General features: G+C 55.8%; 13 protein-coding genes and 1 pseudogene. 2 read left to right on the forward strand and 12 right to left on the reverse strand.

From position 1 onward, the window contains the following. From FKN99_RS14070 to FKN99_RS14085, 4 genes and pseudogenes are all read right to left on the reverse strand, one after another. A pseudogene (locus FKN99_RS14070) lies at positions 1-199 on the reverse strand (C-type lysozyme, inhibitor); the annotation flags it as partial. A 41-nt stretch (positions 200-240) separates the two neighbouring features. Next, the gene (locus FKN99_RS14075) at positions 241-753 is read right to left on the reverse strand and encodes a DUF3087 family protein (protein WP_172118478.1); all 513 of its coding nucleotides are present in this window, start codon (positions 751-753) and stop codon (positions 241-243) included. Positions 754-822: 69 nt separating this feature from the next. Further along, positions 823-1908 (reverse strand): 3-deoxy-7-phosphoheptulonate synthase, encoded by a 1086-nt coding sequence (locus FKN99_RS14080; RefSeq protein WP_216658101.1) that lies wholly within the window; start codon positions 1906-1908, stop codon positions 823-825. A 2-nt stretch (positions 1909-1910) separates the two neighbouring features. After that, positions 1911-2066, reverse strand: coding sequence for a hypothetical protein (locus tag FKN99_RS14085; protein WP_172118479.1), 156 nt, complete (start codon positions 2064-2066; stop codon positions 1911-1913). Between the two features lie 25 nt (positions 2067-2091). Between FKN99_RS14085 and FKN99_RS14090 the strand changes: the two genes are divergently transcribed. Continuing rightward, positions 2092-2454, forward strand: a complete 363-nt coding sequence (locus FKN99_RS14090; protein WP_172118480.1) for a hypothetical protein — start codon at positions 2092-2094, stop codon at positions 2452-2454. A 13-nt stretch (positions 2455-2467) separates the two neighbouring features. On the opposite strand, the gene FKN99_RS14095 is transcribed toward FKN99_RS14090, so the two are convergent. The 3 genes from FKN99_RS14095 to rho are packed head-to-tail and all read right to left on the reverse strand — an operon-like array spanning position 2468 to position 6065. Further along, positions 2468-3205, reverse strand: coding sequence for an NAD(P)H-flavin reductase (locus FKN99_RS14095; protein WP_172118481.1), 738 nt, complete (start codon positions 3203-3205; stop codon positions 2468-2470). Between the two features lie 55 nt (positions 3206-3260). Next, positions 3261-4757, reverse strand: a complete 1497-nt coding sequence (ubiD, locus tag FKN99_RS14100) for a 4-hydroxy-3-polyprenylbenzoate decarboxylase (RefSeq protein ID WP_172118482.1) — start codon at positions 4755-4757, stop codon at positions 3261-3263. 48 nt (positions 4758-4805) lie between these two features. Beyond that, positions 4806-6065, reverse strand: coding sequence for a transcription termination factor Rho (gene rho, locus FKN99_RS14105; RefSeq protein ID WP_172118483.1), 1260 nt, complete (start codon positions 6063-6065; stop codon positions 4806-4808). Positions 6066-6768: 703 nt separating this feature from the next. Between rho and ppx the strand changes: the two genes are divergently transcribed. Beyond that, a complete protein-coding gene (gene ppx, locus FKN99_RS14110) occupies positions 6769-8313 on the forward strand; it encodes an exopolyphosphatase (protein ID WP_172118484.1) in 1545 nt (514 codons plus the stop codon). Between the two features lie 22 nt (positions 8314-8335). On the opposite strand, the gene tilS is transcribed toward ppx, so the two are convergent. From tilS to lpxB, 5 genes are all read right to left on the reverse strand, one after another. Next, positions 8336-9619 carry a tRNA lysidine(34) synthetase TilS gene (gene tilS, locus FKN99_RS14115; protein WP_172118485.1) on the reverse strand — a complete coding sequence of 428 codons (1284 nt, stop codon included), beginning with the start codon at positions 9617-9619 and terminating at the stop codon, positions 8336-8338. Then, positions 9600-10553 carry an acetyl-CoA carboxylase carboxyltransferase subunit alpha gene (locus tag FKN99_RS14120; RefSeq protein ID WP_172118486.1) on the reverse strand — a complete coding sequence of 318 codons (954 nt, stop codon included), beginning with the start codon at positions 10551-10553 and terminating at the stop codon, positions 9600-9602. Before FKN99_RS14120 ends, tilS begins: the two co-directional genes overlap by 20 nt. A gap of 134 nt (positions 10554-10687) precedes the next feature. After that, a complete protein-coding gene (dnaE, locus tag FKN99_RS14125) occupies positions 10688-14194 on the reverse strand; it encodes a DNA polymerase III subunit alpha (protein WP_172118487.1) in 3507 nt (1168 codons plus the stop codon). Positions 14195-14259: 65 nt separating this feature from the next. Continuing rightward, entirely contained in the window at positions 14260-14877 is a 618-nt protein-coding gene (gene rnhB / locus FKN99_RS14130; protein ID WP_172118488.1) for a ribonuclease HII, read from the reverse strand. Further along, positions 14867-16039 carry a lipid-A-disaccharide synthase gene (lpxB, locus tag FKN99_RS14135; protein WP_172118489.1) on the reverse strand — a complete coding sequence of 391 codons (1173 nt, stop codon included), beginning with the start codon at positions 16037-16039 and terminating at the stop codon, positions 14867-14869. The genes rnhB and lpxB overlap by 11 nt, the downstream gene beginning before the upstream one ends. Between the last annotated feature and the right edge of the window lie 10 nt (positions 16040-16049).

The raw sequence follows: 16049 nt of genomic DNA on the forward strand, positions 1-16049 counted from the left end.
TCTGGTCAGCGGGCTGGCAGTGCCAGCCCTGGTACTGCTCGGCGTTTCCAGCAAAAAGTACCGAGGGCAACAACGGGGCACTGCTGTTAACGGTCATTGTGCCAGACTCGTCTGCTGGTGAAGACGTAGAGGCACAGCCGGTGAGTGCCATCAAACAAGCACCCACAGCGGCTAATCGAAGGGGGGTAAAAAACGTCATCTATCAAGGCTCCCTGCGCGCGTGATTTATTGTGTAATGCACTAGCTTCGCTTAAAGGCGTGTAGATCCTGTGGATCAAAGGTATCAAACTTGGGCGGCAATCCCAATGCTGCCCGCTTTTCCGCCAAGTGATGCTTCTCGGCCAGCCACGTGGGGTCTTGAGAGGGCTCACGACCATTTAGCTCGGCTAGCTGCGTTATCCCTTGATGGTAAAAGGTCACGATATTAAGCGCGGCTTGATTATCATCTTCAAGTGCACGCCTAAGCGTAGGTAAATACCCCCTGATTTGCGACAGGTGTTGCTTTAACTGCCATACGTAGCGCATCTCGGTCATCCAGGGCCGTTCGCGCAGCACCGCAAAGAGTGCGCTGGTGGCTAGAAGTCCCAGGAAGATACCTAGCGCGTAGAGCCATAAGCTGCTGCCCAAGGCAGAGGTCAGCAGCATGGAAAACAGCATTCCAAAAATGACCAGTTGTCCCGCCATCGCAAAGCTAATCATGCGCGCCTTACGACGGTAGCGTTGTACATCATGCGGCTCAAGGGTAAAAACCATGGCCAACCTCGCAATCCAAATGAGAGCTCTATAATACGGGGCTGACCAACGCAAACAAGCCTGAGTCGCTTAATGTGCGCTTAATCGCTCTGCAGCCATTTTTAACAACCGCTCGGTTGCCTCCCAGCCAACACAGGCATCGGTTACCGAAACACCGTAACGCAGTGCACTAGGGTTTAACGGCTGTTTGCCCTCAAACAGGTGGCTTTCAAGCATCAAGGCGACCAGATTGGCGTTGCCCGCCTGCCGCTGGGCCAGTACATCCAGCATTACTTCATTCTGACGACGATGATCTTTACGTGCATTGGCGTGGCTACAGTCGACCATTAAACGTGGGTTCTGACCTGCCTCATGCAGCGCCTTGATAGCTGCCTGAACATGCGCTGCCTGATAGTTCGGCTCGCCATGCCCGCCGCGAAGCACAACATGCGTATGCGGGTTACCGGCTGTTTGCTGCATGATGGGGCGTCCATGACTGTCTTGAGCAAAGCGCTGGTGCCCATGAGCGGCAGCTTGTATGGCGTCAATCGCGACCTGCACATCTCCGCTGGTGGCATTTTTGAACCCGACCGCCGCGGCCAGGTCACTGGCCAGCTCACGGTGCAGCTGCGACTCTGTAGTACGCGCGCCAATCGCGACCCAGCTTAAAAGGTCATCCAGGTAAGGCGCGAGCATGGGCTGAAGCAGCTCGGTGGCCACCGGTAGGCCTCGGGCGGCAACGGCATGCATCAATTCACGAGAGAGGGTAATGCCCTTGGGCATATCGCCACGACCGTCTAAATCAGGGTCATAGGCCAGCCCTTTCCAGCCAACCGTCGTACGCGGCTTTTCAACGTAAACCCGCATTACCGGTAAAATCTGCTCATCCACCTGCTCACTTAGCACCGCCAAACGGTCAGCGTACTCAAGCGCTGCGTCCGGGTCATGGATAGAACAGGGGCCTACCACCACCAATAATCTTTTATCCTGGCCACTTAATATTTTCTGAACTGCTTCTCGCTGTTGAGAAATTTGCTGGCCTAACCGAGCATCAACGGCAACGCTTTGGCGTAACTCGGCGGGTGTCGGTAAGTGATTAACAGGGCTGGGCGTACTGTCGCCAAGGAGTTTGGCGTTAGCATTCTTGATCGGGGCTAGGCTTGCCTGGGCATTCATCATTAACTCTCCGGTATCACATGACATCGTTGATTGGCGTTACCACCCAAACGGGCACGGTCGGAGGTGGCAGCTTGCACCGACCGCGCGTCGCTAAATCGCCAGCCATAGCCCACATAGCCGGTAGCGATAGTGACGTTATAAGCGCGATACATCATGGTGCAGCTCCTTAATGAAATTCCTATGGCAAAAGCCGTTAAACGCAAAAAGCCCCGGTGGGGTTACCAACCGGGGCTTGAAGATTCGGCAGGCAACCTGGAAGGTGTGCCTAGTAGCGCGACGTTAACCGTCGGCCGCGGGCACACCGTGGCTAAACCAATATCCAAAATAGGCCACAACGCTCATGCACACACTAACCGCCATAAAAGGCAGGCGGTTAGCAGTGTGGAAAGGCGCTTGTGTGTGCATATTTTTCCTGATGACTGGCAAGCCAAGGGGCCGCAAAAAATCGTTTTAAAAAAGGTATATCTTTATCCTGCCCTTAAGCTTGGCAAATGGCAACTGTTGATTAACAAACAGCGCCATAGCCAAAAAGTGACAGACTAACGCTGTGGGTCAATCACCCACGCGGCGCATAAGCAAATACGTCGGAAAAAACCCGCTCACTCACCACGCCTTTGGTTTCCAACACATCCAGGCAGGCGTATACCATGCCGGGCGAGCCGGAGAGATACACGTCATAATCGCTGAACGTCAGCGCCGCTTTCTCCAGTACAAGATCAACCCGGCCCTGATGGTGATGAATACGCTCGCCGCTTGCCAAAGGCTCAGTTAGCGGAAATTCGGTGACCGCTTTAAACGTTACATTGGGATAGCGCTGCGCCCACTCAGTCGCCAGGCTTTCAGCGTAAAGGTCGCGATGCTCACGGGCAGCCCACCAGAGTGAGATTGGCCGCTCAGGCTGGTCACGCAGGGTGGCCTCAACAATCGCTTTCATTTGTGAAAACCCTGTGCCAGCAGCAATCAGCAGCAGCGGACGCTCGCTTTGCGCGTCAACCACACATTCACCGCCGGGCAAGCGCAGCGTTAGCTGATTGGCCACCTGGAGCAAATTTCGAAGTCGTACTGAATTATCGCGCTCAGGCCAGTGCTGAATATGCAGTTCAATGACGCCATCGCCCTGCTCGGCACTGGCAATTGAAAAGGGCACCCAAGTGTTGTCATCCAATTTAAGTTCTAGATATTGCCCAGGCGCATGCTGCATTGATTCTGCGCGCCCTTTTAGCGTCACGCCAAATACGTCAGGATTTAAATCCTCAACGGCCGTTACCTGGCAGGTTAACGTCCTTGCGCTCATGAAAACCTCTATGTGAAAAATCGATCAACGTGCGCCGCTAAACTTAACTGCCTTCTTAACCGCCATGCCGCGGTGCTGGCAGAGGAATACCAATCCCCAGCTCTTCCCACCGCTCGTCAACGCGATTTTTGACTGTCTCGTCCATCACGATGGGCGTGCCCCACTCGCGGTCTGTTTCGCCTGGCCATTTGTTGGTCGCATCGAGCCCCAGTTTGGAACCCAGGCCAGAGACAGGCGAGGCGAAATCCAGATAATCGATAGGCGTATTCTCAACCATCACGGTATCTCGCGCCGGGTCCATACGCGTGGTAATCGCCCAGATCACGTCTTCCCAGTTGCGCGCATCAACGTCGTCATCCAGCACAATCACGAACTTGGTGTACATGAACTGACGTAAAAAGCTCCATACCCCCATCATCACGCGCTTGGCGTGACCTGGGTACTGCTTTTTCATGGTAACAACCGCCATGCGATACGAGCAGCCTTCAGGCGGCAGGTAAAAGTCGACAATTTCAGGAAACTGCTTGCAGAGTATCGGCACAAACACTTCGTTAAGCGCCAACCCGAGAACGGCAGGCTCATCCGGCGGCCGCCCGGTATAGGTGGAGTGATAAATGGCATCACGGCGCATGGTCATGCGCGTTACCGTAAAGACCGGGAAGTGATCCACCTCGTTGTAATAGCCGGTGTGATCACCGTACGGGCCTTCAGGCGCCATATCATCAGGATAGATAACCCCTTCCAGAATAATCTCACTGGAGGCAGGCACCTCAAGGTCATAATGGCCGCACTTAACAAGCTCGGTACGCGAGCCGCGCAGAAGCCCGGCAAACGCATATTCGGAGAGTGAGTCAGGGACGGGGGTCACGGCCGCCAGGATCGTAGCCGGATCAGCACCCAACGCTACGGCAACCGGGAAAGGCTCGCCAGGGTGCGCTTGCTGAAACTCCTGGAAATCCAGTGCCCCGCCGCGGTGGGAGAGCCAGCGCATGATCAGGCGGTTCTTGCCAATCTTCTGCTGCCGGTAAATCCCCAGATTCTGACGCTTTTTATGCGGGCCACGGGTAATGACCAACGGCCAAGTGACTAAAGGCGCCGCATCGCCCGGCCAGCAGTGCTGGATAGGCAGGCGATCAAGATCAACCTCGTCACCTTCAAAAACGACTTCCTGCACTGGCGCCCGCTTAACGGTTTTAGGCCCCATGCTAAGCACTTGTTTGAAGATAGGCAGCTTATCCCAGGCGTCCTTCAACCCCTTGGGTGGATCAGGCTCTTTTAAAAAGGCCAACAGCTTACCCACTTCGCGCAGCGCTTCGACCGACTCCTGCCCCATTCCTAGCGCCACGCGCTTTGGCGTACCGAAAAGATTGCCCAGCAGCGGCATATCATGGCCCTTCACATTCTCAAACAAGAGTGCCGGGCCACCGGCACGCAGCGTGCGGTCGCAAATCTCGGTGATTTCCAGGTAAGGATCAACTTCGGCTTGGATACGCTTGAGTTCACCGCGCGCTTCCAGCGCCGCGATGAAGTCGCGCAAGTCGTTATACTTCAAGACACACTCCCCGCTAGGCTTGCGCCGCTATAGTGATTTTCATCAATCCTAGCGGCGTTTCATCGCTTCAAAGAACTCAAGATTCGTCTTGGTATCCTTCAGACGATCAATCAGGAATTCCGTGGCAGCCGTGTCTTCCATCGGGTTGAGCAGCTTGCGCAAAATCCACATGCGCTGCATCTCTTCCTCAGACGCCAGCAGATCTTCACGCCGCGTGCCGCTGCGACGAATGTTGATTGCCGGGAAGACGCGCCTTTCCGCCAGCTTGCGATCAAGGTGCGCTTCCATATTACCGGTACCCTTGAACTCTTCGAAGATGACTTCATCCATCTTCGAACCGGTATCCACCAGGGCCGTAGCGATAATGGTCAAGCTACCGCCCTCTTCGATATTACGCGCCGCACCGAAGAAACGCTTAGGCTTCTCAAGCGCATGCGCATCGACACCACCGGTCAGCACTTTACCGGAGCTCGGCACGACGGTGTTGTAGGCACGCGCTAAGCGGGTAATCGAGTCCAGCAGGATAACCACGTCTTTTTTGTGCTCAACCAAACGCTTGGCTTTTTCGATGACCATTTCAGCGACCTGAACGTGGCGCGCTGGCGGTTCATCAAAGGTGGAAGCCACCACTTCACCGCGTACGGTACGCGACATTTCGGTCACTTCCTCCGGGCGCTCATCGATCAGCAGTACGATCAGATGGCACTCAGGATTGTTGCGCGTAATCGAGGTGGCGATGTTCTGCAGCATCAGTGTCTTACCCGCTTTAGGCGGAGACACCAGCAGGCCACGCTGACCTTTACCAATCGGCGCAGTCAGGTCGATGATACGGGCCGTTAGATCTTCGGTAGAACCGTTACCGATTTCCATCCGCAAACGGTCATTCGGGAATAGCGGCGTTAAGTTCTCGAAGAGAATCTTGTGCTTGGCATTTTCCGGACGGTCAAAGTTGATCTGGCTAACCTTGAGCAGAGCAAAATAGCGCTCGCCTTCTTTCGGCGGGCGAATTTTGCCGGAAATGGAGTCGCCTTTACGCAGGTTAAAACGGCGAATCTGCGAGGGCGATACGTAGATATCGTCCGGTCCGGCAAGATAAGAGCTGTCGGCGCTGCGCAGGAAGCCAAAGCCATCCTGAAGAATTTCCAGTACACCGTCGCCGTAAATGTCCTCACCGCTTTTAGCGTGTCGTTTGAGGATGGCGAAAATGATGTCCTGCTTGCGCGAACGGGCCAGGTTATCGATACCCATTTCGCGGGCGATATCGAGCAGCTCGGGAACGGTTTTTTGCTTGAGTTCAGTGAGATTCATCGGCGTGTTAGAAAGTTGCTCTGGAAGCTAGGCGCAAGGCGCCAGAATAAGACAGGAGGCGTAGCACGTACTGATATGGCTAGGCGCCGTGTGATGCGTTCAGGTCCCGATAAAGCACGTACTCGATGGTAAGCCGCTGGGCATGTGAAAACTCATGGCATTGGTGCAATGAGGCAATGAGTTATTGCTCAGTTCGAGGGTACATGCAGTTGTTTGTTCTGATTGGCATAAGGAAAGAACCAATCAGCGGGTCATCTGACGACTTGGAAATATGGCTGATGCTATCTGGATAAGCAGTATCTTGTTAACATGCTGGATAAGCGTTAGTTAGTCAATATACGTAGCACAATCATCGCGTGCTTAGCCAAGGTAAGTACAGCATTAAATAAATACGACGTTCAATAAGTCCCGATAATACCAAGAAAGCCTAGTACCAGGAAAGCTTACTACTAGGAAAGCCTAGCACCAGAAAAGCTTGGCAACCAAGACAACTGAATCGACACGCTATCAACGATCTCTTGTCAGCAGAGCTATTACTAGTAATTTTTTGGGTAATTTCTAGCAATCAGCCTTGTAGCAGGCAAGGTCGTGTCAGACCTGTCGTTCGATGGTAGTCAAGGCCCGCGATAAACGCAAGTCTTTGCCAATTGACAATAGCCCAAGCGCACCGCAACCTTGGCAAAGCCAATACGAAGGATAGCTCATGCCCAAGGACATTTCACCCCCCGTTAGCGCTCCTGTTAGCGAACTGGAAAACGCAGCACCACAGCGGCTAGCCGCCATTGACCTCGGCTCCAACAGTTTTCACCTTCTGGTAGCCAACTATCAAAATGAGCGTCTTCAAGTCGTTGCACGATTGGGTGAAAAAGTCCAACTGGCGGCTGGCCTGGATGAAGAGGGCAAGCTTAACGAAGCAGCCATTCAGCGCGCCCTGGATTGCCTGGGCCGCTTCGCGCCGTTTTTAAGTGATATTGAGAGCGCAAACCTGCGCATCGTGGGCACCAACGCCCTGCGTGACGCCCATAATAGCCAGGCGTTTATTGAACGGGCTGAAACACAACTTGGTCACCCCATCGAAATTATTGCGGGCCGTGAAGAGGCCCGGCTTATCTATCTAGGGGCGGCTCATGCCTTGGCCGAAAACGGGCGCCGCTTGATTGTCGATATTGGTGGCGGCTCAACCGAATTTATCATTGGTGAAGAATTTGAACCCAAGGCGCTGGAAAGCCTGCGCATGGGCTGTGTGACCTTTACCAGCCGCTACTTTCCTGACGGCGAGATGAGTGAAAAGCGCATGCGCCGCGCCGAACTGGCCGCGTTATCAGAACTTGCCCATATTCAGCGCCCCTACCTGCGCCTTGGCTGGGAAGACCCGGTAGGCTCCAGTGGCACTATTAAAGCAGTGGCTAGCGTTCTTCTCGCCTATGGTGACACCCCCTCTGAAGGTGTAATTACGCGCAGCGGGCTCAAAAAACTGCGTGAGCGCCTGCTCAAGTGCAAACAGCTGTGCAAAGTCGAACTCGACGGATTAAAGCCTGACCGCGCACGAGTTTTCCCTGCTGGGGTGGCCATTTTAAGCGCTATCTTCGAGGCATTTGACCTGAACCAAATGCGTTTTGCCGACGGCGCCCTGCGCGAGGGTGTGCTCTATGATATGGCTGGACGCAATAGCGCAGAAGACACACGCTCCAAAAGCCTTGACGTTCTCCAGCGCATTTACGACGTGGATACCCGACAGGCCGATAACGTGGCCGAGACCGCACTATGTCTGTTTAAACAGGTGCAAGGCGCCTGGTCGCTCACCCATGAGCACCGTTACTACCTTCAGTGGGCCAGCCATGTACACGAAATTGGCTTGGCTATTTCCCATAGCCAGTTTCATCGCCATGGCGCTTACCTGCTGGAAAACTCTGACCTGGCGGGCTTTTCACGCCCGGAGCAGCATCAGCTGGCCTTTCTAGTACGTGCCCATCGGCGTAAATTCCCGCTCAAAGAGTGGCAGGCGCTCCCCAAGGCGCAGCACGCGCACAGCATACGGCTTGCCCTACTGCTACGCCTGGCGGTGCTGATTAACCACTCACGCCCCGAAAACGCCCCGCCCTTACCAAATATTAGTGTTGATGCTGACAGCTTAACGCTGGCACTGCCCGCCAGCGATGAGCCAACGCTACTCAGCACCGATATTGAGCAGGAACAGGCGTATATGGATGCCGCAGGCTTCACGCTGAACGTCATACAGGAAAGCTAAAAGAGACAGACGGGCGCACCGCCTACGAGACAAACCTTACGTTAGCCGCTTTCCAGAGCACTCTGGCTGGCGGCTGAACCACGCCAAGGCAAGTGTCTTCCGCCATTACCATCACCAGCCGCTCGCGCTCCCATGGGGGAATTTGGGCCTCCTGAAGCAGCCTTTTAACGTCTCGGCGCCCTCGCTCGGCAAGCGTAATCACTTCCCCTCCCTGGCGCCAGCGCAATGTTAGCGGCGTATCGGACTTCAACGAGAGTTCCAGCGCACCTAACGGTGTTGCCTGCCCTGCCCTGCCATCCCAGGCACACTGCCAGGCCGGTAGCGGCTTAAGCGGTGCCATTAGATAAAGCCGCTGTTGCCACACCCGAGCCTCCGCTCCTGGCCACGTGACGTGCACACTCGCGTCCGGTGCGGCCGTTAATTGATCAAGTAGCGTCTCCAGGCGACGCTGAGGCGGGGTCGGCAATAATCGCTGCTGGCACCAGGAGCGTACCAGCAATCGCTGGCGAGGCCGTGAGCGCGTGGCCAACGCGAGGGCATCAATACGCTCCAAGTCAGTGCGGTTAGCATCTGTGCGAAGCGCCTCCAATTCCGCTTGCGCATACTCACTGAGCAGCGCATCCGCTTCCCCGGCATGCTTAGCGCTATGGGAAAACGCGCCAGCCATGTCGGGCCAGCGCGCTTTGAGAAGAGGCAAGACGTCATGACGCAGGCGGTTACGATCAAGTGTGACATCGCTATTAGTGGGGTCTTCGCGCCATTCAAGGCCGATTTGGCAGGCTCGCCCCTCCAGGCAGCACCGGGCAATCGAGAGCCAGGGCCGAACGAAGGTAAGGCCGTGTGCATGACGGCAGTGTGGCATTCCCGCTAACCCGCGAATACCGCTTCCCCGCAGTGCAGCCAGCAGAAAGGTTTCCGCTTGATCATCCTGATGCTGGGCCAGCCAAACGGTGTCTCCCGTGGGAACATGCTCATGAAACGCAGCATAGCGCGCCTGACGCGCTGCCGCTTCAATACCGCCAGCGGCGTCTACCGTAACGCGCACCACCCTAAGCGGCACGCCAAGCTGCTTGCAAAGCGCTTGGCAGTGCTGTTCAAAGTCATCGGCGGCGGCCTGCAAGCCATGATGAATATGGATGGCGCGCAGTGGGCGATTGGCCTGGCGGCAAACAGAAGCTGCCAGCGTCAGCAGCAATGCGGAATCAAGCCCCCCGGAGAGCGCGACCCAAATAGAGCGCCCCGGTGGGGTTTCCACCAGGGCGTCGTTTAACAGGCGTTCAAGCTGATTAGGCAGTTGGGGCGCCATAGCTCATTAAGCGCTTATAACGGCGCTCCAGCAGGGCATCGGCATCCAGTGCCTGAAGGCGCTCAAGGCCTTCGGTGATGGTCTCTTTCACACGCTCCGCCGTCGTCATCGGATGACGATGCGCACCGCCAAGCGGCTCTTTAATCAGCCCATCTACAAAGCCAAGCTCTTTTAAGCGCTCTGCGGTGATCCCCATTGCCTGGGCCGCATCAGAGGCTCTTTCGGCACTTTTCCAGAGAATAGACGCGCAGCCTTCTGGTGAAATAACCGAGTAGGTGGAGTACTGAAGCATGTACAGCTCATCGCATACACCGATCGCCAATGCCCCACCGGAGCCGCCTTCGCCAACAACCGTTGATATAATCGGTGTTTTCAGGCGCGACATGACCGCCAGGTTGTAGGCAATCGCTTCACTCTGGCCACGCTCTTCCGCGTCAATGCCTGGGTAAGCACCGGGGGTATCGATAAAGGTTAAAATCGGCATTTTGAAGCGTTCGGCCATTTCCATCAGACGACACGCTTTACGATAACCTTCCGGGCGAGGCATACCGAAGTTACGGCGCACCTTCTCTTTAACATCGCGCCCTTTCTGGTGGCCGATCACCATTACCGGCTTATCATTCAAGCGCGCAACGCCGCCTACCAAGGCAGCGTCATCAGCGAAGTTACGGTCACCATGTAGCTCGTCAAAGTCGCTAAACATGTGCTCAAGATAGTCGAGCGTATAAGGGCGCTGAGGATGGCGCGATAGCTGAGAGACCTGCCAGGGCGTCAAGTCCTTGAAGATCGATTCGGTCAGCTTACGACTTTTCTCCTCCAGCCGGGATATCTCATCGGAGAGATTAACGCTGTCGGAGCTAACCAAACGTAGCTCCTCAATTTTTGCCTGAAGCTCGGCAATGGGCTGTTCAAAATCGAGATAATTGGGATTCATCGGCTCTGCCTGTAAGCTGCCTATAAAAAGGCCTTGTCGAAACGAGTATCTAATAGACGTATTATCGCATCCTGACCCTGCCACGCAAGGCAGGGTCTGCTCAACGACACTCCCCAACCGTCATACGGTCAGGTTTAGCGGTAACGTAGCTGAACCCCCGCTTGCCCTTCCACATCGCGCAACGCAAGCAGCAAGTCATCACTGGGCGCGACTTTCCATTCACCGGCAAGCTCCAGCCAGCCGACGGCTTGGGCATGGCGATACTGCAACCGCACCGGCAAACCGCCATTATCCCGGTAGGGCGCTAAGCTATCGCGCAGACTCTCGACCAAGCGGCCATTGATACGCTCGGCGTCCAGTGCAAGCTCAACGGCATCGCCATAGCGAATACGGGCAGTGACCATAGGCGTTACATCTTTTCCACGCAGTCTCAGCCCGCCAGAGAAATCGTCACTGGAAACTTCGCCTTCAACAATCAATACCTGATCAGCCTCTATCTGACCACGTAACTGGTCGAATAGCTCACCAAACAACGATGCTTCAATACGCCCGGTGCGATCATCCAGGGTGATAAACGCCATGGTATCGCCACGTTTGGACTTCATGGTACGCATCGCAACCACCAGCCCGGCCACCCGCTGAGGTTCGCGGGAGGGTTTTAAATCGCTAATACGTGTTGATACAAAGCGTTTTAATTCACGCTCATATTCATCAATCGGATGCCCGGTAAGATAAAGCCCGAGGGTATCTTTTTCACCTGAAAGGCGCTCGCGGTCGGTCCATTCCCGCGCCCCGAGGTACTCAGTGTAGACGTCGAGCGCTTCGTCTTCGGCATCAGCAAAAGCCTCGCCGAACATATCCAGCATGCCCAAGCTCTGGTTGGTGTGGTTCTGGGCGGCGGCCTTCAGGGCATCTTCCATAGAGGCCGCCAGCACGGCCCGGTTAGGACCAAGGTTATCCAGCGCCCCTGAGCGAATCAGCGCTTCAAGGGTGCGCTTGTTCATACGTTTAGGGTCAAGCCGACGGCAGAAATCGAACAGGTCGGTGAACGGCCCACCCGTCTGGCGCGCCTCGACAATTGCCCCGATGGGCCCCTCGCCCACCCCGCGAATCGCCCCCAAGCCGTAAACCACGCGCCCTTCGGTATCCACGGTAAATTTGTAGCCGCCTACGTTAACGTCCGGCGGAGTAACGGTCAGCTTGAGGTTACGGCACTCCTCGATTAGCGGCACTACCTTATCCAGGTTGTCCATCTCGGTGGACATAACCGCGGCCATAAATGGCCCTGGATAATGGGCTTTCAGCCACGCAGTCTGGTAAGACACCAGCGCGTAGGCGGCAGAGTGCGACTTGTTAAACCCGTAACCGGCGAACTTTTCCACCAGGTCGAAGATATTACCGGCAAGATCCTTATCGATACCATTGGCCGCGCAGCCTTCCATAAAGCCTGAACGCTGCTTGGCCATCTCTTCGGGCTTTTTCTTACCCATCGCCCGGCGCAGCATATCGGCCTGGCCCAGCGAATAACCGGCCATTACCTGAGCGATCTGCATAACCTGCTCTTGGTAAAGGATAATACCGTAGGTAGGCGACAGCACCGGTTTTAACAGCTCGTGCTGGTAATCCGGGTGTGGATAAGATACTTCGGCACGGCCGTGCTTACGGTTGATAAAGTCATCGACCATGCCTGACTGCAACGGGCCGGGGCGGAACAGTGCCACCAGAGCGATCATGTCGTCCAGCGAATCCGGTAGTAGGCGCTTGATCAGCTCCTTCATGCCGCGAGATTCGAGCTGGAAAACGGCCGTGGTTTCAGCACGCTTGAGCATTTCAAACGTTTTGCCATCATCCAACGGAATCGCATCAATGTTCAGCGGTTCCTGGCCATTCACGCCGCGAACCTTATCGACCATCTCAAGCGCCCAGTCGATAATGGTCAGCGTACGCAGCCCCAAAAAGTCGAACTTGACCAGCCCCGCGTCTTCGATATCGTTTTTATCGAACTGAACCACCAGCCCATTGCCGCTTTCATCGCACAGTAAGGGCGAGAAATCGGTCAGCTTGGTGGGCGCGATGACCACGCCGCCCGCGTGCTTGCCGGTGCCCCGGGTCGTGCCCTCAAGCTTGAGGGCCATTTCCCAGATCTCTTCAGCTTCTTCGTCGTTAGCAATGAACTCTTTAAGCGCAGCCTCCTGCTCAATCGCCTTGCCAAGCGTCATGCCCACTTCAAACGGGATCAACTTGGAGAGCTTGTCACCCAGTGAGTACGGCCGGCCCTGAGCACGTGCCACATCGCGTACCACGGCTTTGGCCGCCATGGTGCCGAAGGTAACAATCTGCGATACCGCGTCGCGCCCGTAGCGCTCGGCCACGTACTCGATCACCTTGTCGCGTTTTTCCATGCAGAAATCGACGTCAAAGTCGGGCATGGAAACACGCTCAGGGTTCAAAAAGCGCTCAAACAGCAGGTCGTAGCCGATGGGATCAAGGTCGGTGATCTTTTGCGCGTAGGCAACCAGAGAGCCCGCACCGGAACCTCGCCCGGGCCCTACCGGTACGTTGTTATCCTTGGCCCACTGGATAAAGTCCATGACGATCAGAAAGTAACCGGGGAAGCCCATCTGAATAATAACGTTGAGTTCAAACTCCAGCCGGTCGCGGTAACGCTGATCAATTTCCTTGTATTCGTCACTGTCGCGCGGGTAGCGCTCGACAGGAAACAGGAAGTTCAGACGATCCGTCAGGCCGTCGTGGGAGACCTTGCGGAAAAACTCATCCAGGGTCATTCCCTCAGGGATTTCGAACTCAGGCAAAAATATCTCACCCAGACGTACATCCACGCTGCAGCGCTCGGCAATCATCACGCTGTTTTCCAGCGCCTCGGGGATATCCGAGAACAGTGCTGCCATCTCGTCCGGGCTTTTTAAATACTGCTCTTCGGTGTAGCGGCGTTCACGGCGCGGGTCGTCCAGCGCCTTGCCTTCACCAATGGCGACACGCGTTTCATGCGCCCAGAAATCCTCCCGCTCAAGAAAGCGTACGTCATTGGTAGCCACCACTGGCGTGCCGGTATCGATGGCAAGCTTGACGCTGGCATGCACGCACGCCTCTTCAAGCGGACGCCCGGTACGAATCAGCTCCAGATAGAAACGATCCGGAAAGGCAACCTGCCACTCTTCAAGCAGCTGGCGCGCTTCACGTTCATGGTCGGAAAGCAGATGGCGGCCAATTTCGCCCTCCCGCGCCCCGGAAAGCGCAATCAGGCCTTCACTTTGTTCAAGCACCCAGCGCTTATCCAAAATGGCCCGCCCCTGACGCTGGCCGTGGGTCCAACCCTTGGAGATCAGCTCGGTCAGGTTGCGATAGCCGACATCGTTCATCGCCAGCAGCGTTATACGGTAAGGATGTGACTCATCGTGGGGATTAAAGAGCCATAAGTCACTGCCAATAATGGGCTTGAGTGCGGCCCCTTGAGCGGCCTTGTAAAACTTTACCAGGCCGAACAGGTTTGTTTCGTCGGTTAGCGCCAATGCCGGCATACCGCGATCAAAGGTAGTGCTGACCAACGACTTAAGTTTTACCAAGCCGTCGACCAGGGAGTATTCACTGTGCAAACGTAGATGAACAAACGGTACCGTCATGACACTCTCGGTAGAATCTCGGTAAAAAGAAATGAAATAACGTTAATTTAACGTAGCGACAGCACTTAAATGAGGGCTAATTGGCGCTGAACGGGGGCGAAGCTTCGGCGGTGCTCTTCAAGCGGCCCGTGAGCGGATAGCGCCTCAAGATGCTCTTTCGTTGGGTAGCCTTTGTGACGTGCAAAGCCGTACTCAGGATAGCGCATATCCAGCGTAACCATCTGGGCATCGCGCGCGACCTTGGCAAGAATCGACGCCGCAGCAATGGCGGGATGGCGCGCATCGCCTTTGACTACGGCTTGCCCCGGCAAACTATGTCCCGGCAAACGATTACCGTCCACCAGCAAATACTCGGCCGCAGGGGCTAAACCATCAATCGCACGACGCATTGCCAAGTGCGTGGCGTGGTAAATATTGAACTGATCAACTTCGGCAGCGCTTGCCTCAGCGACCACAAAGGCTAACGCCTGTTCGCGTATCAGCACGTCTAACGCTTCACGCTTACGGGCGGTGAGCTTTTTAGAGTCAGTCAGACCGTCAATGGGCCGTGCTGGGTCCAGAATTACCGCCGCGGCCACGACACTACCGATTAACGGCCCACGCCCAACCTCGTCGACCCCCGCCAAGCGCTCACCCACATAGGCGATCTCAAGCGGCGGAAAATCGCCTGATTTAGCGGGCATTGTGCTGCTCCAGTGACTGGCCTAAGGCGATAGCGGTGATTGCCTCAGCGGCGCGTCGACTGGCGTTGCGCTGCAAGTCGGCGTGCATCGTTGCAAAGCGTGCCTCTAACGCCAATCGTGCTTCGTGATCGCTAAGCAACTCATAAAGCCGGTCTGCGATAGCTTCCGGTGTCGCCGCGTCCTGAATAAGCTCAGGTACCACGCTTTGCTGCGCGATCAGATTGGGTAGCGATATCCACTGGGTTTTCACCATACGCTTGGCGAGCCAATGCGTGGCCGGCGCCATCTTGTACGCAACCAGCATCGCCCGGTGACACAGCATGGCTTCAAGCGCGGCGGTCCCGGATGCCAAGAGCACGACATCGCTGGCAACCATTGCCTCTCGCGCCTGGCCATTTAACAGCTGCACACGCTCGGCAAGCGTTGGATAGTGAGACAAGAGCGCCTGAATTTCGTCATGACGCAGTGCTGAGGCAGCCGGAATCAAAACCTTTAGCGTGGCATGGCGCTGGCACAGCAGTTCAGCGGCGGCTAAAAACGTATGACCCAGGAAACGTATTTCGCTGCTGCGCGAGCCTGGCAACAAAGCAAGTACCGGCGCATCTTCATCAAGACCTAGTGCCTGTCGCGTTGCGATGCGGTCATTTTCAAGCGGCAGCTCATCGGCAAGCGGATGACCCACGAACACAACAGGAACACTGTGGTACCGGTAAAAATCGGCCTCAAAGGGCAGCAGAGTGAGCATGCCATCAACGGATTTGGCAATGCCTTTCACACGCCCCTGCCGCCACGCCCAAACAGAAGGGCTGACGTAGTGGGCCGTTTTGATTCCGGCATTACGCAGTTGCTTTTCCAAGCCGAGCGTAAAATCAGGCGCGTCGATACCCACCATGATATCCGGCTGCCAGGCGAGCGCTTCGCGACGCAGCGTGCGGCGCACACCTACCAGCTCAGGCAGGTGTTTGATGACCTCAACCAGCCCCATCACAGAAAGCGTTTCCAACGGAAAGCGGCTTTGCATCCCCTCAGCGATCATGCGAGGCCCGCCAATCCCACGAAACTCAACCTCTGGATGGCGCGACTTAAGCGCACGCATCAGACCAGCCCCAAGGATATCCCCCGAAAGCTCGCCAGCCACCAGATAAACACGCTGCAAGGTCATAAGCGAATGG

This window comes from Halomonas hibernica (assembly GCF_013183775.1).
In the GTDB taxonomy this organism is placed as follows: Bacteria; Pseudomonadota; Gammaproteobacteria; order Pseudomonadales; family Halomonadaceae; genus Vreelandella; species Vreelandella citrativorans.